This window comes from Bacillus sp. C-3-6 (assembly GCF_054509685.1).
Genome location: NZ_CM137247.1, coordinates 571,243 through 592,174 on the forward strand (window position 1 = coordinate 571,243; position 20,932 = coordinate 592,174).

A 20,932-nucleotide genomic window follows, 5' to 3' on the forward strand; every position below is an offset into this window, starting at 1 on the left:
TTGTTACATCCAGATTTTATGTTAAATTCTTGAATGGAATATTAAAATAGGGGGCAAGGATATGAACAAGAAATCAAAGATTAATAAAGTGATGCTTAGCATTAGTACAATGGCTTTATCGTTAGGGGCACTTCAAACTCATGCAGCAGCGGACGAAAAAGTACCGTATAACGTGTTGAAAACGAAACCGGTTGGAATTGAAAAGCCGGTAGATGAAGTTGGACATATTTCAAAAGTTGATGGGAATTTATCATTTCAAGAACGTTTAAAAGTAGGAGATTTTTCACAGCGACCAGCATCTATTACGAAGAAAACTGCAGTAAAGCAAGTTAAAGAAAGCTATTCAATGGCTGATTTAAACAAAATGAATGATCAAGAATTAGTTGAAACGTTAGGCAGTATTAAGTGGCACCAAATTACAGACTTATTCCAGTTTAATGAAGATGCAAAGGCTTTTTATAAAGATAAAGGAAAAATGCAAGTCATTATAGATGAATTAGCTCATAGAGGTAGTACATTTACGAAAGATGATTCAAAAGGAATTCAAACGTTTACTGAAGTGTTGCGTTCAGCTTTTTATCTTGCATTTTATAATAGTGAATTAAGCGACTTAAATGAAAGAAGCTTCCAGGATAAATGTTTACCTGCTTTAAAAGCAATCGCAAAAAATCCAAACTTTAAGCTTGGTACAGTTGAACAAGATACAGTCGTATCTGCATACGGTAAATTAATTAGTAATGCTTCAAGCGATGTTGAAACGGTTCAATACGCATCGAATATTTTAAAGCAATACAATGATAATTATACTACTTATGTAAATGATCGAATGAAGGGACAAGCAATATACGATATTATGCAAGGTATTGACTATGATATACAGTCGTACTTAACTGAGGCTCGTAAAGAAGCGAATGAAACGATGTGGTATGGAAAAGTAGATGGGTTTATTAATGAAATAAATCGTATTGCTCTTCTAAATGAAGTAACGCCAGAAAATAAATGGCTCGTTAATAATGGCATTTATTTTGCTAGCCGTTTAGGGAAGTTTCATAGCAATCCAAATAAAGGATTAGAGGTTGTTACACAAGCCATGCATATGTACCCGCGCTTAAGTGAACCTTATTTTGTTGCGGTAGAACAAATTACAACAAATTATAATGGTAAAGATTATAGCGGGAATACAGTAGATTTAGAGAAAATACGTAAAGAAGGAAAAGAGCAATACTTACCAAAAACGTATACATTCGACGATGGATCAATTGTGTTCAAAACAGGAGATAAAGTATCAGAAGAAAAAATTAAGAGACTATATTGGGCTGCGAAGGAAGTAAAGGCACAGTATCACCGTGTAATTGGAAATGACAAAGCGTTAGAGCCAGGAAATGCGGATGATGTATTAACGATCGTAATTTATAATAGTCCAGATGAATATCAGTTAAATAGACAATTGTATGGATATGAAACAAACAACGGTGGAATTTATATTGAAGAGACAGGAACATTCTTTACATATGAGCGTACGCCAGAGCAAAGTATTTATAGTTTAGAAGAGTTATTCCGTCATGAATTTACTCATTATCTGCAAGGGAGATATGAAGTTCCTGGTTTATTTGGAAGAGGAGATATGTATCAAAATGAAAGGCTAACTTGGTTCCAAGAAGGAAATGCAGAGTTTTTCGCAGGATCTACTCGTACGAATAACGTTGTACCAAGAAAGAGTATAATTAGCGGATTATCATCTGATCCTGCAAGCCGTTATACAGCAGAGCGTACACTATTTGCTAAATACGGTTCTTGGGATTTCTATAATTACTCGTTCGCATTGCAGTCTTATTTATATACGCATCAGTTTGAAACATTTGATAAAATTCAAGATTTGATTCGTGCGAATGACGTGAAAAATTATGATGCATATCGTGAAAATCTAAGTAAAGATCCTAAGTTAAATAAAGAGTATCAAGAGTATATGCAGCAGTTAATTGATAATCAAGATACATACACTGTACCAGAAGTAGCTGATGATTATTTAGCTGAACATACAACGAAGTCATTAGCAGCGGTGAAGAAAGAAATTAGTGATACGTTGCCTATGAAAGATACAAAAATGACAAAACATAATTCTCAATTCTTTAATACATTTACATTAGAAGGTACGTATACAGGTAGTGTCACAAAAGGTGAATCAGAAGATTGGAAAGAAATGAGTAAAAGAGTAAATGAATCTTTAGAACAATTGGCGCAAAAAGAATGGAGTGGCTACAAAACTGTTACAGCATACTTTGTCAATTATCGTGTGAATAGCTCAAATGAATTTGAATATGATGTAGTCTTCCATGGAATCGCAAAAGATGATGGAGAAAATAAAGCTCCAACGGTTAATATAAATGGCCCTTATAGTGGTCTTGTAAAAGAGGGAATTCAATTTAAAAGTGATGGCTCAAACGATGAAGATGGAAAAATTGCTTCTTATTTATGGGAATTTGGAGATGGAAGCACAAGTGCAGAAGTGAATCCAGTACATGTATATGAAAGAGAAGGTTCTTATAAAGTATCGTTAAGAGTAAAAGATGATAAGGGAAAAGAGAGCAGAAGCGAAACAACTGTTACGATTAAAGATGGAAGTTTAACAGAATCAGAACCAAATAATCGTCCAGAGGAAGCAAATCGTATCGGGCTAAATAGTACTATAAAAGGTAGTCTTATTGGCGGGGACCACACTGATGTTTATACATTTAATGTAGCATCAGCGAAAGATATCGACATTTCTGTTTTAAATGAGTATGGAATTGGGATGACATGGGTACTTCACCATGAATCAGATATGCAAAATTATGCGGCTTACGGTCAAGCTAATGGGAAGCATATAGAAGCAAAATTTAATGCAAAACCAGGTAAGTATTACTTGTATGTATATAAATATGATAATGGCGATGGAACATACGAATTGTCAGTAAAATAAGTGCTTTTCCAATGTATGTTTAACTTTACTTTTTGTGGAAAATAGTATATTATATAGATATATATAATATATCGGTTATTTTCTAGGAGGAGCCTGTCACAATAGGTTTCTCCTGTTCTTTTTTAGAGGCCTGTCTTACAGGCTTTTATTTAAAAGGTAAATAACTGAAAATTAAGAACAATAATCTTTGAAAGAGGTGGGGCATACACATAACAAAAAAGGGATTGTTTAAGAGAGGGGGATAAGAAATGGCTTTGTTTGGTTATCCACTTGAAACAATTTATTTATATGGATTTATTATTGCTACTATACTCACTGTTATTTATATCTTTTTTGGAGATATATTTGAATCGATATTTAGTTTTGGGGGCGGATCTGTATCCGTTGTTACTTTATTACTTAGTTTTTTCGCCATGTTATGTGGGCTTAGTTATATAGGAGAGTACTTATTCTCCTTTAATAGTATTACTATTTTCGGGGCTGCATTTGCTATATCTTTTATCGGTGTTTTCATCATGAAAATACTAATTTTAAAACCGATTGCAGAAGCAGAACAAAATACGATGCAACGTATGGATGAATTTATCGGTTGCAAAGGAGAAGTCATTACGACAATTCCTACAGAAGGATTTGGTGAAGTATTAATTTCATCCCAATTTGGAAGTAATGCAATCCCAGCTAAAACTGTTGGAAAAAAAGATATTTCGCAAGGAACAGAGGTTATTATCGAGGGAGTCCAAGATGGTGTTTTACTTGTACAAAACATCGCTTATTCTTTAAAGAAACCAAAATTATAAGGGGGAATTTACATGACGATTCCATTAATTATCGGTGGAGTTTTACTCGCAATTTTAATTCTACTCATTTTAGTATTTATTACGAAGTATCGTACGGTTGGTCCGGATGAAGCGTTAATTGTTACAGGGAACTGGCTTGGTGGAGGAAAGAATGTAGTTACCACTGATGATGGAAAGAAGATTAAGATTATTCGCGGGGGCGGTACTTTCGTAGTTCCAATTATGCAAAGAGCAGAGCCTTTAAGCTTATTAAACTATAAATTAGAAGTTGGTACACGTGATACGTATACGAAACAAGGTGTACCGATCACAGTAAACGGTGTTTCTATTATTAAAGTGGGATCAACAATTGAAGAAGTTTCCACAGCAGCTGAACAATATTTAGGAAAAGAAACAGAAGAGTTAAAAATAGAAGCAAAAGAAGTTTTAGAAGGGCATCTCCGTGCTATCTTATCTTCTATGACAGTAGAAGATGCGTATAGTAATAGAGAGCAATTTGCTCAAAAGGTACATGAAGTAGCTTCTACAGATTTAAAGAAGATGGGACTTCGCATTGTTTCTTTCACAATTAAAGAAATAATGGATAAAAACGGATATTTAGATGCGCTTGGTCAGCCGCAAATTGCGACCGTTAAGCGTGATGCAACAATTGCGAACGCAGAGCGTGAAAAAGAAGCACGTATTGAAAAAGCACGTGCTGAAAAAGAGGCAAAAGAAGCAGAATATCAACGTGATGCACAAATCGCTGAAGCTGAAAAACATAAAGAATTAAAAGTACAGTCCTATAAGAGGGAACAAGAACAAGCACGTGCAGACGCTGATCTTTCTTACGAATTACAACAAGCGAAAGCACAACAAGGTGTTACAGAAGAGCAAATGCGCGTTAAAATCATTGAGCGTGAAAAGCAAATCGAGTTAGAAGAAAAAGAGATTGCGCGTCGTGAAAAGCAATACGATGCAGAAGTTAAGAAAAAAGCAGATGCAGATCGCTATGCTGTTGAGCAATCAGCAGAAGCAGAAAAAGTAAAACAAATTAAAAAGGCAGATGCGGATCAATATAAGATTGAAGCTGAAGCGAGAGCTCGTGCGGAAGAAGTACGTGTGGAAGGTTTAGCGAAGGCGGAAATCGAAAAAGCGCAAGGTCAAGCGAAAGCGGAAGTACAAAAAGCACAAGGTACGGCGGAAGCAGATGTTATTAGATTAAAAGGTTTAGCAGAAGCAGAAGCGAAACAAAAAATCGCAGAAGCATTTGAATTATATGGTCAAGCGGCAATTATGGATATGGTTCTTAAAATGCTTCCAAGTTATGCGAAGGAACTTGCAAGTCCGCTTAGTAACATTGATAAAATTACAGTTGTCGATACAGGCGGCGGTGGTAAAAATAGCGGGGCCGGAAAAGTTGCGGGTTATGCGACTGATTTAATGGCAACGATGCAAGAAACGTTAAAAGCTTCTTCTGGAATTGACTTAAAAGAGCTATTAGAAGGATTTGCAGGAAAAGGAGCGGTACAACAATTATCAAGTGATAAACCTGTTGTATCTGTAGTAGAAGATGAGAAAAAAGAAGTAGAAAAAGATAAAGAATAGTAAGGTGGAAAGAACCTCTAGTAAGTGAAATACTAGAGGTTCTTCTGTGAATTATAATATTTCGAATAATATACATTTTTATACATTGTTTTAATTATTTAATTTATATAGAATGAAAAAGATATGTATCAATTCTTTATGATGTAGAAAAAGATAGAGAGTCTCATCGATACATTTAAATCGTATTATTTTTATAGAAAGATTAAATGTTAATTAATTACATTTAAAACGGTATGGAGGGGTAGAAGTATGTTTCAAGGGAAAGTAAGGAGTAGTAGTTTAAAAACAAAGTTACTTGTATCATTTATTATTATTTTAATTCTTCCAAGTATTGTAATTGGTTGGACGTCTTATCAACAGGCGAAGACGAATTTTAATGAAACGATTTTAAACTCGGCGAAAGATAATATAAAAATTTTGGATAATGTAATTAATAAAGAATTGGATAGTAAAAAAGTAGATGCAACTTATTTTACGAAATTATTCACACAATCAAGTTACCAAGCAGATCAAATTCAAAACATACAAAATAAACTAGAAGAATACAATAAACTGCATCCAGAAATGGAAGCAATCTATACAGGATCTAGTAATGGACAGTTCATTCAATCACCAGCTATTCAGATGCCAGATGGATATAATCCTACAGAAAGAGATTGGTATAAAGAGGCCGTGAAGAAAAGCGGAGAAGTAATTGTAACTGCTCCATATAAGTCAAAAACGACAGGGAATATTGTTATTACACTAGCAAAACAAAACGAGGATAAAAGTGGAGTTCTTGGGATTGACTTAATCATTAATAATATTGTTACTACTTCCAAGATGGTTAATATCGGTAAGGAAGGATATGTAGCGATATTTGATCAAGATAAAAATGTAGTAGCGCACCCGAAAATGAAGCCAGGAGAGAAATTAGAAGAGAAACTTAGTAAAGAATTGTATAAACAGGAAGCTGGGGATTTTCATTATTCATTAGATGGTGAAGATCGCAATATCACTTTTAAAACGAATAAGAAAACTGGATGGAAAATAGCAGGAATTATGCCTTCCAAAGAAATTATCCAAGCGGCTGAACCTATTTTCTATAAAACAATAACTGTTCTTGGAATTTCACTAATAATCGGTGGGATTGTAATTTACTTCATAATTGCGTCTATTATTAAACCGTTAAAACAACTTGTCATATCATCGAAGAAGATTAGTGAAGGTGATTTAACAGAATCAATTACAGTTCATTCTAAAGATGAAATTGGACAGCTAGGAGAAAGTTTTAACGAGATGGCTGCATCGTTACAAAGTGTCATTTCCAATATAAACACTTCAGCAAGTCATGTAGCGGCATCTTCAGAAGAATTAACAGCTAGTATGAAGCAGACAAGCGAAGCAACGGAACAAATTACACAGGCGATAGAGCAAGTATCAAGTGGTGCAGAAATACAAACGAAAGAAGTTGAAGAAGGAGCAACATTGTTAGAAGAAGTTACAGAAGGAATTCAGCGTGTTGCAGATAGTTCTTCATTAGTATCTACAGCCTCTATGTATACGAAGAAAAAAGCTGAAAATGGTGGGAAGTTAGTTGAACAAACTGTGAATCAAATGCAATTAATTCATGAGTCTGTTTTACAGTCAGACAAAATCATTGGTTTGTTAGACGATAAGTCGAAACAAATTGGAGCAATCCTTGAAGTGATTCAACATATTGCAGAACAGACAAATTTATTAGCGTTAAATGCGGCAATTGAGGCTGCGAGAGCTGGAGAGCAAGGAAGAGGATTTGCAATTGTAGCAGATGAAGTGCGAAAGCTAGCAGAACAATCAGGACAGTCTTCTACGGAAATTGGGAAACTAGTGAAAGAGATTCAATTTGATATAAAAGAAACAGTAAGCTCTATGAATCAAGTTGGAGCAGAAGTACAATCAGGACTTGTAGTTGCAAATGAAACGAAGCAAAGCTTTGTCGAAATATTGAAGTCTACAAATGATACAGTTGTACAAATTGATAGCATGGTAGATGTAGCAAAACAAATGACGGTAGATGCAAAACAAGTAAGTGCATCTATTAATGAAATTGCAGCTACGATTGAAGAAAATGCCGCAAGTGTTCAAAATATTGCTGGTTCCTCTGAGGAACAATTAGCTTCAGTAGATGAAATAAATGCAGCAGCAGTCCATTTATCACAAATGGCAGAAGAATTACAAGAGATGATTGGTAAGTTTAAAATATAATAATAAACTGTTAAGAAACGAAGTAGTACTTATGCTTCGTTTCTTTTTTTATGAAGATAAAAAAAGAAAGAAATATATAGTAACCGTGTTATGATAATAAAAAACTGTATTTTCTTTAAATTCTATCTTTAATCATGTTAGGGGAATGGTTTTGAAATTTAAAAAATTAAAACTCCAACCGAGAATTACATTAACTATTAGTACACTTATTTTAGTTGTACTTATGCTAACGAGTTATTTATTTTATTACATATTATCTGAAACGGTAGAAGAGCAAATTGGTAAACGGGCTTTGCATGTTGCGAAAACAGTTGCCGCGATACCAGAAATTCAGGAAGCTTTTCAAAAAGAAAATCCAGCTTCTATTATTCAGCCAATCGCAGAAAAAATTCGAATTGATACAGAGGCTGACTTTATTGTAGTTGGAAACAAAGAGGGGATTCGTTATGCACATCCTGAGCGAGATAAAATAGGAGAAAAAATGGTTGGCGGAGATAATAAAGGCGTTTTATTAGAAGGGAAATCTTATGTTTCTAAAGCTAATGGATCATTAGGCCCTTCGTTGCGTGGGAAAGTCCCAGTCCGTAACCAGGAAAATGAAATTATTGGTGTGGTGTCTGTTGGGTTTTCAATGGCTGATATTCATGGAGCGGTAGAAGTGTATGGAAAGCGTGTATTTTGGATTACAATAATAGGTCTTTTAATTGGGATAATCGGCTCTATATATTTAGCGGCAAGTATAAAAAGAATGATGTTCGGGATGGAACCAGAAGAAATTTCATCTTTATATGAAGAGCATAGTACAGTGATTCAATCTGTACGTGAAGGGATTATTGTAATCGATAAAAATGGCATGATTAGTTTAGTCAATCAAGCAGCTTATGATATTCTTTCGCTAGATAAGCAACAAAATATTATTGGGGAATTTATTTTAAATGTAATTCCTAATTCAACGATACTAGATGTACTTCAAACTGGTGAAGAACAGTTTGATCGTCAATTAAATATAAAAGGACAGGCTGTTATTGCGAACCGTCTACCTATTAAAGTAAAGAATAAAGTAACTGGCGTTGTATCGAGCTTACGTTTGAAATCTGAAATGGATCAGTTAACAGCAGAATTATCTCAGACGAAGCAATATACAGAGGCATTACGAGCGCAAACGCACGAATATAACAATTTATTGTATACGCTTTCAGGTCTTATCCAATTAGAATCATACGAAGATGCTTTAGAGCTTATTCATAAGGAAACAGCGGTATATCAAGATTTTGTTCAATTTATTATGAAGCGGATTCAAAATCCATGGCTAGGTGGAATTTTAATTGGATTTTATAATAGAGCACGAGAGTTGAAGATTGATTTTATGCTAGATAGAGAAAGTGGTTTAGACAAATTAAGTCCACATATTGAGAGTAATTATGTCGTTTCTATTTTAGGGAATTTAATTACGAATGCATTTGAAGCAATTGAAAAAAATGAAGAGAATGATAAGAAAGTAAGGATGTTTGTAACTGATATTGGAGAAGAAATATTAATTGAAGTGGAAGATTCAGGGCAAGGGATTCATGATGAAATAATTACTAGCATATTCTATAAAGGCTTTTCGACGAAAGAAGGAGGAGAGCGAGGGTATGGATTAGCAAAAGTGAAAGAGTTAGTAGAAGATTTAAATGGAAGTATTGCAATTGAAAAAGGGGATTTAGGGGGTGCGTTATTTATTATTGCACTACCGAAAGAGAGAGGCGAATAGTAATGGGTGAGGAGATTGAAGTATTAATTGTAGAAGATGATATTCGGATTGCTGACATTCATCGTCGTTTTACTGAAAAAATTGAGGGATTTAAAGTAATTGGAACGGCAACGACTGGAGAACAAGCGAAAGAATGGCTAGAGCTTGTGAAGCCACAGCTCGTGTTATTAGATGTGTACTTACCTGATATGCAAGGAACGGAACTTGTCACATATATTAGGAATCATTTGCACGATACAGATATCATTATGATTACAGCGGCATCGGAAACAGATGTAGTGAGGCACGCCCTACGGGGCGGAGTAACAGATTATATCGTAAAGCCACTAATGTTTGATCGATTTAAAGCAAGTCTAGAAGGCTATCAAAAAAAGATTATACAGTTAAAGAAGAACAATCAATTATCTACGGAACAAATTGAATATTTATGGTCTCAAAGAGGCGTGAAGGGAGATCAAATAGAATATGCCCCGAAAGGGATAGATCCTTATACTTTAGCGAAAGTAAAAAAGCATATGTTAACAGTTAATGAAGAAGGGATTACAGCAGAAATGTTAAGCTCAATGATTGGAGTAAGCCGATCAACGGCAAGGCGCTATTTAGAGTATTTGATATCTGGGAAGAAAGTCCACGCAGAGCTAATATATGGAAGTGTTGGGAGACCGGAGAGACGTTATTTTCTTGCTTCTTCATAATAAAAAACAGTAGAGGATTTTATTTCTTCTACTGTTTTTTTGCATCTTATATTGGAATAATCCCAATTACAATTCCGGTAATTAACATAACCATTGTCGTTCCAACGGCCCACAATAAAGTGAAGCGTTGATGTTCACCGAAATCAACTTTGGCCATTCCGACCAATAAATAAGTGGAAGCGACAAGAGGACTTAATAAGTGAACGGGTTGTCCAAGTAAGGAAGCGCGTCCCATTTCAGCTGCACTAATTCCGTAAGTAGCAGCAGCTTTCGTCAAAATAGGTAATACCCCGAAGTAAAATGCATCATTAGACATGAAAAATGTGAATGGCATACTGAGAAGTGCTGTAATAATTGGTAGTTGTGGTCCAAGTGCATCTGGTATAAGAGTTACTACACTGTTAGCCATTGCATCTACCATTTTTGTTCCAGATAAAATACCAGTGAAAATACCGGCAGCAAATACGAGAGAAACAACTGCTAATACATTCCCTGCATGAGAAGCAATACGTTCTTTCTGTTGCTCTAAGTTTGGATAGTTAATCATAACAGCAATAGCAAAAGCGACTGTAAATAAAACAGGTAACGGCATAACTTCCAGTATGAGACAAACAAGTAATGCAGCGGTTAATAAAAAGTTAATCCATAGAAGTTTAGGGCGTTTATGCGCTGCAGCTTCAACAGTTGCAGCTTGCTCATCCATTGTTTGCATTTGTTTTAAATACTGTACATCCATAATTCCTAAACGTTTTCTTTCTTTTTTTCCAAGATAGTAGGCAACGAAAACAACCCAAATTGCACCAGCAATCATTCCTGGAATAAGAGGTGTAAATAATTCGGAAGCCTCAAGTCCAAGTGCGCTCATAACACGAGCTGTGGGTCCACCCCAAGGTGTAAGATTTGTTACCCCCGCCCCTAACATAACAACTCCAGCTAATATGAGGGGGTTCATTCCAAGGCGCTTATATAGTGGATACATTGCGGAAACTGTAATCATGTATGTTGTTGTACCATCACCATCTAGAGAAACGATAATAGTCAATATAGCCGTTCCGACAACGATTTTTAAAGGATCTCCTTTTACAAATTTTAAAATCTTACTAATGACAGGATCAAATAAACCGCTATCAATCATAATCCCAAAATATAAAATAGCGAACATAAGCATAATACCAGTAGGTGCTAATTTTTGAATCCCCCCTAACATCATAGGCCCCATATTGGCATAGAATCCGCCAATTACTGCAAAAACACTCGGAATTAATATTAAGGCTACTAGTGCTGACATACGTTTCGTCATAATTAAAAACATAAAGACAAATACCATCGCAAATCCAAGTAGTGCTAACATGTAATTTCCCCCTCAAAAGAATGATTGCGCTTTCAAAATAGAATAAAAATTCAGAAAAAGGTTTTTTATTTATAATAAAAGCATCTATTCAAATGGTAAATAATTTGAAAAATAACATCATTAGAAGCATAATTTTTATTTTGTTCATTTTGTTCACGGTAGTTAATTTGAATTTTTAAAAAGTAAGCCACTCCTCGTAAGAATGGTAGAATAAGATGAAAATAGTGAAGTGTGAAATAGGGAGTAGATGTTATATGAAAACGAGAATAGAAGAGATTTATAGCTCTTATGAAGGAAAAGTAGAGGAGATTTTTATTAATGAATCTTCTTACGTATATGAATGGGAAAAATTACTGATGATCCGAAAAAATGACGGTGAGCTAAAAAAAATTGCAGTCGGGATTAGTGGAAATATAAGATTGGTAAATGTAGAAGTTGGACAGGAAATTAGTGCGGATACATTATTAGTTAAATTAGAAGATGATTTATTAATTACAGGTTGTGAGTGATGAGAGATGTGTAGAAATAACTACACATCTTTTTTTGTTTCCTATATTACAAAAAGCACATTGTTTTTTCACAAATCTCACACAACCTTTTGGTATTCTTTTCGTGGAGTATACGGTTTCTAGGGAGGAATATTGATGAAAGTAAAATATGTCGTACTTGCTATATGTTTATGTTTCGTATTTACAGTAGTCGGGTGTGGGAAAAAGGAAACAGCAGCTGTTGCCATTGATGAGAAACATGATAAATGTGATATTTGCCAAATTGGGGTAACAGATAATCAATTTGCAACAGAAATTATTTTAGAAAATGGAAAAGCGTTAAAGTTTGATGATATCGGTTGTATGTATAAATGGATGGAGATCAACTCAGATGAAAAGACGAAAGAGAAATTTGTCCGAGATTATGATTCGAAAGATTGGATTTCTTTAGAAGACGCTACTTACGTATATGATAAAACAATAACGACACCGATGGCTTATAATGTCATTTCATTTAAAAATAAAAAAGATGCAGAGAGCTTTGTATCTAACTATAAGGGGAAAGTTCTTTCGTATAAAGAGCTAGCAGAGCATAAATGGGAAATGAATAAAGAGATGATGGGGAAACCGAAAGCAGGAAATCATGGTGGACATCATTAATAGAAAAAGACAACTATGTAGTTGTCTTTTTCTATTATTACTCAGGTGCAAATATAGAAAAGGTGTAAAATTTTTAGCAGAACGGTTACAATGGAATATAGTAACCTAAAGCAATCATTTATGTACTTTTTAGAAATGTATACAAATGCGGTAAAAACGTGCTAAACTAATTGCTTCATAATGTTAATGATGGGGCCATCAGGCGTATCATTTCAATAGGTTGAGAAACATAGTATAAGCTTAAGATAATCCGATTAAAGAAGGAATCTAAAGGGCTTATGGATAAATGTACTCAAGAAGAGTTATTGTATGTGATGGAGGAATGGTTAAGAAAACATTATCTTTCATAGGAGCTGTAGTTGTGAGAAAACAAAAAATTTTATTATGTATTTTATTAGGACTTTTAATGACGGTAGTGGCTTGCGATAAGCAAGAAGAACCAGAATCGAAACCGGTTCATGTGAAAAATGAAAAGAAAAAAGAGAAGCATAAAGAACAGGAAGAATCTAAAGAAGAGAAAAGTATAAATTTAATGGACAAACAGTTGTTACTTTCAGCTACTCTTGGAGACACAGAGACAGCTATGAAGTTGATTCAGGATGGAGCGAATATAAACGTAGAAGGTGACAATGGAGAAACGCCTGTCCTTGCAGCGACGTACCAAAATCATGTAGAGACAGTTAAAGCATTAATTGGTGCAGGTGCTAATATTGAAATTAAAGATGAGAAAAAAAGTAATCCACTTCTTTATGCAAGTAGAGAAGGATATACGGATATTGTAAAAGTATTAATTAATGCAGGAGTTAATACGAAAGAAACGACTAGGTCAGGTGGGACAGCACTTATTTCTGCATCTGAACGTGGCCATGTAGAGGTTGTTAAAGAATTATTAGAGCATACAGATATTGATGTGAATTATAAAAATGAACGTGGTGGAACAGCGCTATTAGAAGCAATTGTATTAGGAAATGGTAGTGAAAACCATAAGAAAGTAATTCAATTGCTTATTGATCACGGTGCAGATGTAAACATGGCTAACAAGGAACATCTGACGCCACTGCAATACGCTGAAAAAAGAGGTTTTAAAGATATTGTAAATATGTTGAGGGTAGCTGGAGCGAATGAAGTAGTACAGCCACAACAACCAGTAGAGTAAAAAACGAAAAATAATCCCATTTAGATAGACAGAATGAAGAAATCAGTTAGTATGATGGATTCAGTAATGTGTATTTGAATGGGATTTTTATTTTGAACATGAAAAATAGATTATGAATGGATGGTATATGGAGTAAATAAGGAGGATAAAAATGAGGCTCTCAAAACTTGATTTAATAGTAATTCAGGCAGAGGTTTTATTTGTTCATAATGGAGTAGGAAAAATGAAATATGTAAATGAACAAGGAAATCCGAAAGCACCACGTTTTTTTCTTGGCAGAACTCGTGAAGGGAGTATAACGAGATATCATTGTAATGTGGATGATGAAACGGTAAGTAAGATTGAGAAGTTAATTCGAGAACCTTCAAAGCATATAGAGATAGCAAAGATTATTAATATATTAAATGAAGAAAGAACAGTGGAAAATATTTGGATGGGTCCTGCTTTCATGTTTCATAGTAATTTACATAAGCCGACTAGAGCAATACAAATAACTGAGAAGAATAGAGAGCTTTTGCGAGAAAATTTTCCTAATCTAATAGAACAGATGGAATGGAGGAAACCTTATTTTGCAATTGTAAAAAATGAAAAGGTAGTTTCTGTTTGTTGCAGTGCTAGAAGTACGCCCGTAGCTGCTGAGGCAAGTGTGGAAACTTTAGCGGAATTTCAAGGGAATGGATATGGTACTGATGTTGTTACAGCCTGGGCCTTATCAATACAAGAGGAAAAGCGCATTCCACTTTATAGTACTGCTTGGGATAACTTTGCTTCGCAAGCAGTGGCAAGCAAACTAAAACTTATTAACTATGGAATGAATTTACATATTGATTGAATTTTAAGTATTGTTTCGTTCTATTTGTTTGCATTTAAATATATAGATTAATGTAAATAGTGATATGGTGAATATTAACATTCGGTTAACACCTAATTAACAATCTATCAAAACTGACTTAATAAATGCGTAATATAGTAAAGGTAACAAAATAACTAGGGTAGAGAACATTTGAGAACACCCACTTACATATAATGTGCCACTTTCTTAGGTGTGCTCTATTCCCTAGAGTTCAAATAAGGAGAAAGGCGTTCTATGTAAGTAGGTGTTTTTAGTTTGGATAAAAATAGAACAGTTAGGTGGAATAAATGTTTAAAGAACCTTATATTGCGATGATAAAGGATTGGAAAGGATACAAAGCATACAAAAAATTGCCGAAAACAGTTTTTCTTATGACTGGTTCAATGTTGGAATTACCAGAGCGTGTATATGAATTGCAGAAACATGGACATGATGTATTTCTTCATTGTGATTTTATACAAGGTTTAAATACGAATACAGAGGAAGCGCTTTTGTATATTCAAGATGTTATCGGGGCACAAGGTATTATTTCAACAAAGGGTTCGACAATTCGAAATGCTAATAAAATTGGATTGAAAACAATTCAACGTATTTTTATTGTAGATACTTTATCTCTTACTAAATCAATTGAAAATTGTAAAACGACTAGACCAAATGCAGTAGAGATTATGCCGGGGATTATGCCTTCTATAATTAAACAGCTAGTAGAGGAAATAGAGTTTCCTATTATTGCAGGCGGGTTGATTCAAACGCGAGAAGATGCGGAAATTGCAATTCGTGCAGGAGCAAGTGCGATTTCAACAAGTCATTATGAAGTATGGATACATGAAGAAAAAAGGAGTGCAACTTTGTGATTGAATTGAAAAATGTTTCAAAGGTATATAAAAATGCAGAAGAGACAGCGGTTAAAGGCGTATCGGTTCATATTAAGAAGGGCGAATTTTTTGTTTTAGTTGGACCTTCGGGATGCGGGAAAAGCACATTATTACGAATGATCGCTGGCTTAGAAGAGATTTCTTCGGGAGATTTAATTATTAATGAACGTGTTGCAAATGATCTAGAGCCGAAAGACCGTAATCTATCAATGGTATTTCAAAATTATGCATTATATCCACACTTATCTGTAGAAGAAAATATTTTATTTGGACTTAAGGTAAGAAAAGTACAAAAAGAAGAGCGACAAAAGCGACTAATGGAAGCTATTGAAATGGTAGGACTGAAAGAGTATGTGAAAATGAAACCAGGTCAATTATCAGGCGGACAAAGACAGCGTGTTGCGCTTGCTAGGGCGATCGTGAGTCAAGCACCAATCTGTTTAATGGATGAACCACTTTCGAATTTGGATGCGAAATTACGTGCGCAAATGAGAATTGAAATTAGAGAAATTCAGCAGCGATTAGGAATTACGATGATTTACGTTACCCACGATCAAATAGAAGCGATGACTATGGGAGATCGTATCATGGTTTTAAATAAAGGAAGTATACAGCAAGTTGGAACACCACTTGACATATATAACGAACCAGCAAACGAATTTGTTGCAAGCTTTATAGGTTCTCCTTCTATGAATATAAATGATGGGGAAGTAAATAAAGAAAAAGGTGTATTACAAATAGGACAATTGCAAATTCCATTATCTATTGGACAGTTAGAGCAATTACCAGAAGGAACAATTCGCATAGGCATGCGCCCTGAGCATATTGCACTGTCTGAGGAGGGACAAGAAGTGACGTTGCAATCTGTAGAAGTATTAGGGAATGAATCTATATTGAACTTTGCGGTAAATGGAACAACTTGGAGTGCGAAAGTTATCGGACAGTTACTCCTGAACAAAGGTGACAAAGTAAAATTATTATTCTCGCAAGAAAAGTTATGCTTCTTTAACGAAAACACGAATGAACACTTAAAAGTGGTAGCTGAAGAAGAGTTGAAAGTGGTGGCGAAATAATGATCGAAGTAAGTAAGTTACCAGTTCAAACAAAGGTGTCAAAAAAGAAAAAATTATGGGAGAGAACGAAAGATTTAAGAATAGGATTATTGTTTTTGGCGCCATCTATTTTGCTATTTTCGATTTTTCTGTTCTATCCATTGTTTAGGACGATTTACTATAGTTTTTATTTAACCGATATACATGGAGAAGCTAATCTCTTCGTTGGCTTAGAAAATTATCAATATTTATTCTCTGATCCAGCCTTCTACAAAAGTATAAAATCAACTTTATTATTTGTTTTATATACAGTTCCTACGAGTATTATATTTGCTTTGTTTCTTGCATTGATTGCAAATGGAAAGGTAAGAGGTATTGGGTTATTCCGAGTTCTGCTTTCTTCGACGATGGGAATATCAGTAGCTGCTAGTGCAGTGATTTGGCTATTTTTATTTCATCCAAGTGTAGGATTATTTAATAATATATTAGCCGCTATGAATCTTCCTGCAATCGCATGGTTAACGAGTCCGGACTGGGCACTATTCTCTGTATCAGTTACAACAGTTTGGGTGAATACAGGGTTTGCATTTTTAGTTATATTAGGTGGTTTACAAAATATCGATACGTCTTTATATGAGAGTGCATCTATAGATGGTGCTAGTTATTTATATAAGCTTCGCCGTGTTACATTACCGATGCTATCGCCAACTTTATTCTTTATTGTAACAGTAACGTTAATTAGTGCGTTCCAAAGCTTTGGACAAATTGATATTTTAACGCACGGTGGACCGAATGATGCAACGAATTTAATTGTGTACTCGATTTACAAAGAGGCGTTTGTGAATCATCAATTTGGAACAGCAAGCGCACAAGCGATGGTATTATTTGTTTTCATTTTCATTGCTACATTACTTCAATTTAAGTTTGCTGAGAGAAAGGTGCATTATAAATGATTGTTAAACAGTGGAAGCAAAATTTCCTATTATACATGCTGCTCATAATTAGTGCAGTAATGGTATTTTTTCCTGTACTGTATGCGTTTTTAATAAGCTTTATGACACCAGACGATATTCAAATGAGAAGGTTATTTCCAACTCAATTTACTTTTGATAATTTCATTAATATTTTTCAAAAAGTACCACTTTTTACATACTTATATAACAGTTTAATTGTATCGACAGTCGTTATGATTGGACAACTTATCGTATCAAGCTTAGCGGCGTATGCTTTTGTTTTTCTTCAATTTAAAGGGAGAAACTTAATTTTCTTCCTGTTTATTTCAACGATGCTTATTCCGTGGGAAGCAACGATGGTACCTAACTTTTTAACGATTCAAAACTTTGGCTGGATCAATAGTTTCGCTGGGATGACAGTGCCGTTTTTTGCAACAGCTTTCGGTATTTTCTTACTACGTCAACATTTTATGACACTTCCGAATGAATTGAAAGAAGCTGCTTTTATTGAAGGAATTGGAAATGTAAGGTTTTTATTCAGCGTTGTAATTCCGTATTGTAAAACGAGTTTTATTACGCTTGGAGTATATAGCTTTTTAACAACATGGAATATGTATTTATGGCCACTTTTAGTGACCACTGATGAAAAAGTAAGAACAGTGCAAATTGGTGTGAAGCAGCTTCAGTCACAAGAAGTTGCAACTGATTGGGGAAGCGTAATGGCCGGTGTTACGGTTATCGTTATTCCAACATTGATTTTACTATTTTTAGGACAAAAACAATTACAACAAGGATTAACAAAAGGTGCAATTAAATAACTAAGAGAAGGTGAGCTTAAAATGAGTTTAGTAAAAAAAGGTGCTGCTCTATTAATGGTAGCAACAATGGCATTATCTAGTGCCGCTTGTTCAAATAGTAAAACAGAGGGAAAACCTGAAGCGCAGGCAAAAGTAGCACCAGTTGAAAAAAATGGTGATAAAACTGTAATTCGCTTCTGGCATGCGATGGGTGGAAAAACACAAGGGGTACTAGATGGTCTTGTTGCAGACTATAATAAGTCACAAAATAAATACGAGATAAAGGCAGAGTTCCAAGGAACATATGAAGAGTCTTTAACAAAATTTAGAACGATGTCTGCAACGAAAGAAGCGCCAGCGCTTGTTCAATCGAGTGAAATTACAACGAAATATATGATTGATAGTAAAAAAATCACACCAATTGATAGCTGGATAAAAAAAGATAAGTACGATACGTCAAAATTAGAAAAAGCAATTACAAATTATTATTCAGTTGATGGAAAAATGTATTCTATGCCATTTAATTCATCTACACCAGTATTAATTTATAATAAAGATGCTTTCGCAAAGGCGGGCTTAGATCCAGAGAAAGCTCCAAAAACATATGCGGAATTACAAGAAGCAGCGAAAAAGTTAACGATTAAAGAAGGCGGAAATGTAAAACAATATGGATTCTCCATGCTTAACTACGGTTGGTTCTTTGAAGAATTGTTAGCGACACAAGGTGCTTTATATGTAGATAACGAAAACGGTCGTAAGGATGCTGCAAAGAAGGCGGTATTTAACGGTAAAGAAGGACAGAAAGTATTTGGAATGTTAGATGATTTAAATAAAGCTGGCGCCCTTGGAAAGTATGGAGCAAGTTGGGATGATATTCGTGCCGCGTTCCAATCTGGACAAGTTGCTATGTATTTAGATTCTTCAGCAGGTGTTCGTGATTTAATTGATGCATCTAAGTTTAATGTAGGTGTTTCATATATTCCGTATCCAGAGGATTCGAAACAAAATGGTGTTGTTATTGGTGGAGCATCATTATGGATGACGAATATGGTTTCAGAAGAAACGCAACAAGGTGCTTGGGACTTTATGAAATATTTAACGAAGCCAGACGTACAAGCAAAATGGCATACTGCAACAGGTTATTTCTCAATTAATCCAGATGCATATAATGAGCCATTAGTAAAAGAGCAATATGAAAAATATCCACAGTTGAAAGTAACAGTAGATCAATTGCAAGCGACGAAGCAATCTCCAGCAACACAAGGGGCTTTAATTAGTGTATTCCCAGAATCACGAGATGCAGTTGTAAAAGCATTAGAAGCAATGTATGACGGGAAGAATAGTAAAGAAGCGTTAGATGAAGCTGCCAAAGCAACAGATAGAGCAATTAGTATTTCAGCTCGTACGAGTCAAAAATAAGAGAAAGCCGTATCCTTAAAAGGGATACGGCTTTCTTTATAGGGAGATAAGGGATCAAAGAAATGATGAAGTCTTATCTCTTTTATATGAGTAAAGGGTCTAGAGTGAATGTTGTCCTTTTCATTATTTATTTAACTCCATTGCGACTTGTTTACCATTTACGAAAACCTCTACTACCGCTACTATAACTTCCATTACTTTTTTCATCTCTCATCTCTCCTTGTTTTTGTTTCATTTCTTACTCTCAGTATAAGGAAATACAGTAATTACAACTATCGAATTGGATGACAAGAGACTTACATTGTTGTAAGGATAATAGTTTAGTTTGTAATAAAGTGAAACTGTAATCAGTGGGGGGGCTTACTGCTCGTTAATGCGGGATAAATTTGATTCAAGATTAAGATTCGGAATTTTCCGTTGTTTTGAACTATAATTAGAAAGAAGGGGGATAATATGAAAAGAATTCTTGTTATTAGTGATATTCATGGAGAGATAGAAAAGTTTGAACAGTTATTGGAAGAAGCTCAATATGATGCGAAACAGGATCAATTAATCTTACTGGGAGATTATGTAGATCGTGGTCCAAATGCGCGTGCTGTAATTGAAAAGGTAAGAGAATTGAAAGAAGAGGGAGCACTCATTTTAAAGGGAAATCATGAAGATATGATGATTAAGGCGTTAACGACAAATGAGGAACGTTCATGGAACCATTGGGTAAAAAGAAATGGTGGAGATAAGACATTATATAGCTATGGATTTGTAGAAGAAGATATTGTGGTTAATGAGAAAGACTTCTAAAAACCAATTTTACACTCTCGTGTATTAGAGGAACATATAAAGTTTATTCAAGAATTAGATCATTATATTGAAACAGAAGAGTATATATTTGTACATGCTGGGGTTGAACCGATGAAACGAGTTTCTGAATCTGAACCATATACGTTAATGTGGATCCGTAATGAATTTCATAATGGATATAGCGGTGAAAAGGTTGTTGTATTTGGGCATACGGAAACAAAAACGCTTCATGGTAGTGAGGAGTGCGGAGTGTATTTTGGTAGTAATCGTATTATTGGAATTGATGGCGGGGCTGTGTATGGCGGTCAGCTAAATTGTTTAGAGTTGCCGAGTAAAAAGGTATATGTAATAAAAAATTGAAAGAGATAAGAGGAATCTTATTTCTTTCAATTTTTTATTAAGCTAAATTTAAGACAAAGTTTTTATAATAAAACTTCAAAATTTTATAAGGAAATAGTTAAAAATGAAATTACGTAATGCAACTACATTCTTTTGTTATGAAGAGAAGAAATG

16 protein-coding genes and 2 pseudogenes are annotated in these 20,932 nt (G+C 34.6%); 17 read left to right on the forward strand and 1 reads right to left on the reverse strand.

Translation table 11 applies throughout. The features are described from left to right. Positions 1-61 precede the first annotated feature (61 nt). From colA to ACW0JX_RS02960, 7 genes and pseudogenes are all read left to right on the forward strand, one after another. Positions 62-2,959, forward strand: a complete 2,898-nt coding sequence (colA, locus tag ACW0JX_RS02930) for a collagenase ColA (protein ID WP_459245334.1) — start codon at positions 62-64, stop codon at positions 2,957-2,959. Positions 2,960-3,207: 248 nt separating this feature from the next. Then, positions 3,208-3,756 carry an NfeD family protein gene (locus tag ACW0JX_RS02935; protein WP_001173146.1) on the forward strand — a complete coding sequence of 183 codons (549 nt, stop codon included), beginning with the start codon at positions 3,208-3,210 and terminating at the stop codon, positions 3,754-3,756. Between the two features lie 12 nt (positions 3,757-3,768). Further along, complete coding sequence (locus ACW0JX_RS02940; protein ID WP_000154999.1) at positions 3,769-5,343, forward strand: flotillin family protein; 1,575 nt, start codon at positions 3,769-3,771, stop codon at positions 5,341-5,343. Between the two features lie 249 nt (positions 5,344-5,592). Continuing rightward, positions 5,593-6,627: pseudogene (locus ACW0JX_RS02945) on the forward strand (HAMP domain-containing protein); the annotation flags it as partial. Between the two features lie 81 nt (positions 6,628-6,708). Beyond that, entirely contained in the window at positions 6,709-7,569 is an 861-nt protein-coding gene (locus tag ACW0JX_RS02950; protein ID WP_420883562.1) for a methyl-accepting chemotaxis protein, read from the forward strand. Between the two features lie 145 nt (positions 7,570-7,714). Further along, positions 7,715-9,322, forward strand: coding sequence for an ATP-binding protein (locus tag ACW0JX_RS02955; protein ID WP_003269387.1), 1,608 nt, complete (start codon positions 7,715-7,717; stop codon positions 9,320-9,322). A gap of 2 nt (positions 9,323-9,324) precedes the next feature. Continuing rightward, positions 9,325-10,017 carry a response regulator gene (locus ACW0JX_RS02960; RefSeq protein WP_000503468.1) on the forward strand — a complete coding sequence of 231 codons (693 nt, stop codon included), beginning with the start codon at positions 9,325-9,327 and terminating at the stop codon, positions 10,015-10,017. A gap of 46 nt (positions 10,018-10,063) precedes the next feature. Here ACW0JX_RS02960 and ACW0JX_RS02965 read toward each other — a convergent pair whose 3' ends face one another. Beyond that, on the reverse strand, positions 10,064-11,368 hold the full coding sequence (locus ACW0JX_RS02965) for a CitMHS family transporter (protein WP_459245335.1): 1,305 nt from the start codon (positions 11,366-11,368) through the stop codon (positions 10,064-10,066). A gap of 254 nt (positions 11,369-11,622) precedes the next feature. Between ACW0JX_RS02965 and ACW0JX_RS02970 the strand changes: the two genes are divergently transcribed. From ACW0JX_RS02970 to ACW0JX_RS03015, 10 genes and pseudogenes are all read left to right on the forward strand, one after another. Beyond that, positions 11,623-11,877, forward strand: coding sequence for a hypothetical protein (locus ACW0JX_RS02970; RefSeq protein WP_000857376.1), 255 nt, complete (start codon positions 11,623-11,625; stop codon positions 11,875-11,877). A gap of 135 nt (positions 11,878-12,012) precedes the next feature. Continuing rightward, positions 12,013-12,516 (forward strand): nitrous oxide reductase accessory protein NosL, encoded by a 504-nt coding sequence (locus ACW0JX_RS02975; RefSeq protein WP_000865665.1) that lies wholly within the window; start codon positions 12,013-12,015, stop codon positions 12,514-12,516. A gap of 286 nt (positions 12,517-12,802) precedes the next feature. After that, entirely contained in the window at positions 12,803-13,672 is an 870-nt protein-coding gene (locus ACW0JX_RS02980) for an ankyrin repeat domain-containing protein (RefSeq protein WP_000287336.1), read from the forward strand. Between the two features lie 151 nt (positions 13,673-13,823). Continuing rightward, positions 13,824-14,504, forward strand: a complete 681-nt coding sequence (locus ACW0JX_RS02985) for a GNAT family N-acetyltransferase (protein WP_459245336.1) — start codon at positions 13,824-13,826, stop codon at positions 14,502-14,504. A 308-nt stretch (positions 14,505-14,812) separates the two neighbouring features. Beyond that, on the forward strand, positions 14,813-15,379 hold the full coding sequence (locus ACW0JX_RS02990) for a glycerol-3-phosphate responsive antiterminator (RefSeq protein WP_064531964.1): 567 nt from the start codon (positions 14,813-14,815) through the stop codon (positions 15,377-15,379). Next, positions 15,376-16,473, forward strand: a complete 1,098-nt coding sequence (locus tag ACW0JX_RS02995; protein WP_459245337.1) for an ABC transporter ATP-binding protein — start codon at positions 15,376-15,378, stop codon at positions 16,471-16,473. The genes ACW0JX_RS02990 and ACW0JX_RS02995 overlap by 4 nt, the downstream gene beginning before the upstream one ends. Next, positions 16,473-17,405 carry a carbohydrate ABC transporter permease gene (locus ACW0JX_RS03000; protein WP_459245338.1) on the forward strand — a complete coding sequence of 311 codons (933 nt, stop codon included), beginning with the start codon at positions 16,473-16,475 and terminating at the stop codon, positions 17,403-17,405. The genes ACW0JX_RS02995 and ACW0JX_RS03000 overlap by 1 nt, the downstream gene beginning before the upstream one ends. Then, positions 17,402-18,223: a carbohydrate ABC transporter permease gene (locus tag ACW0JX_RS03005; protein WP_000635948.1), complete on the forward strand. Its 822-nt coding sequence runs from the start codon at positions 17,402-17,404 to the stop codon at positions 18,221-18,223. Before ACW0JX_RS03000 ends, ACW0JX_RS03005 begins: the two co-directional genes overlap by 4 nt. 21 nt (positions 18,224-18,244) lie before the next feature. Beyond that, the gene (locus ACW0JX_RS03010) at positions 18,245-19,621 is read left to right on the forward strand and encodes an ABC transporter substrate-binding protein (RefSeq protein ID WP_000060602.1); all 1,377 of its coding nucleotides are present in this window, start codon (positions 18,245-18,247) and stop codon (positions 19,619-19,621) included. 453 nt (positions 19,622-20,074) lie between these two features. Further along, positions 20,075-20,779, forward strand: a pseudogene (locus ACW0JX_RS03015) (metallophosphoesterase family protein). The last annotated feature ends 153 nt before the right edge of the window (positions 20,780-20,932 follow it).

Bases quoted from the DNA above. Each gene is read 5' to 3' on its own strand.
- ACW0JX_RS02980 (WP_000287336.1), top strand. From the start codon at position 12,803: ATGTACTCAAGAAGAGTTATTGTATGTGATGGAGGAATGGTTAAGAAA.
- ACW0JX_RS02935 (WP_001173146.1), top strand. From the start codon at position 3,208: ATGGCTTTGTTTGGTTATCCACTTGAAACAATTTATTTATATGGATTT.
- ACW0JX_RS02940 (WP_000154999.1), top strand. From the start codon at position 3,769: ATGACGATTCCATTAATTATCGGTGGAGTTTTACTCGCAATTTTAATT.
- ACW0JX_RS02985 (WP_459245336.1), top strand. From the start codon at position 13,824: ATGAGGCTCTCAAAACTTGATTTAATAGTAATTCAGGCAGAGGTTTTA.
- ACW0JX_RS02990 (WP_064531964.1), top strand. From the start codon at position 14,813: ATGTTTAAAGAACCTTATATTGCGATGATAAAGGATTGGAAAGGATAC.
- ACW0JX_RS02950 (WP_420883562.1), top strand. From the start codon at position 6,709: ATGAAGCAGACAAGCGAAGCAACGGAACAAATTACACAGGCGATAGAG.
- ACW0JX_RS02955 (WP_003269387.1), top strand. From the start codon at position 7,715: ATGGTTTTGAAATTTAAAAAATTAAAACTCCAACCGAGAATTACATTA.
- ACW0JX_RS02960 (WP_000503468.1), top strand. From the start codon at position 9,325: ATGGGTGAGGAGATTGAAGTATTAATTGTAGAAGATGATATTCGGATT.
- colA (WP_459245334.1), top strand. From the start codon at position 62: ATGAACAAGAAATCAAAGATTAATAAAGTGATGCTTAGCATTAGTACA.
- ACW0JX_RS03000 (WP_459245338.1), top strand. From the start codon at position 16,473: ATGATCGAAGTAAGTAAGTTACCAGTTCAAACAAAGGTGTCAAAAAAG.
- ACW0JX_RS02970 (WP_000857376.1), top strand. From the start codon at position 11,623: ATGAAAACGAGAATAGAAGAGATTTATAGCTCTTATGAAGGAAAAGTA.
- ACW0JX_RS03010 (WP_000060602.1), top strand. From the start codon at position 18,245: ATGAGTTTAGTAAAAAAAGGTGCTGCTCTATTAATGGTAGCAACAATG.
- ACW0JX_RS02965 (WP_459245335.1), bottom strand. From the start codon at position 11,368: ATGTTAGCACTACTTGGATTTGCGATGGTATTTGTCTTTATGTTTTTA.
- ACW0JX_RS02975 (WP_000865665.1), top strand. From the start codon at position 12,013: ATGAAAGTAAAATATGTCGTACTTGCTATATGTTTATGTTTCGTATTT.
- ACW0JX_RS03005 (WP_000635948.1), top strand. From the start codon at position 17,402: ATGATTGTTAAACAGTGGAAGCAAAATTTCCTATTATACATGCTGCTC.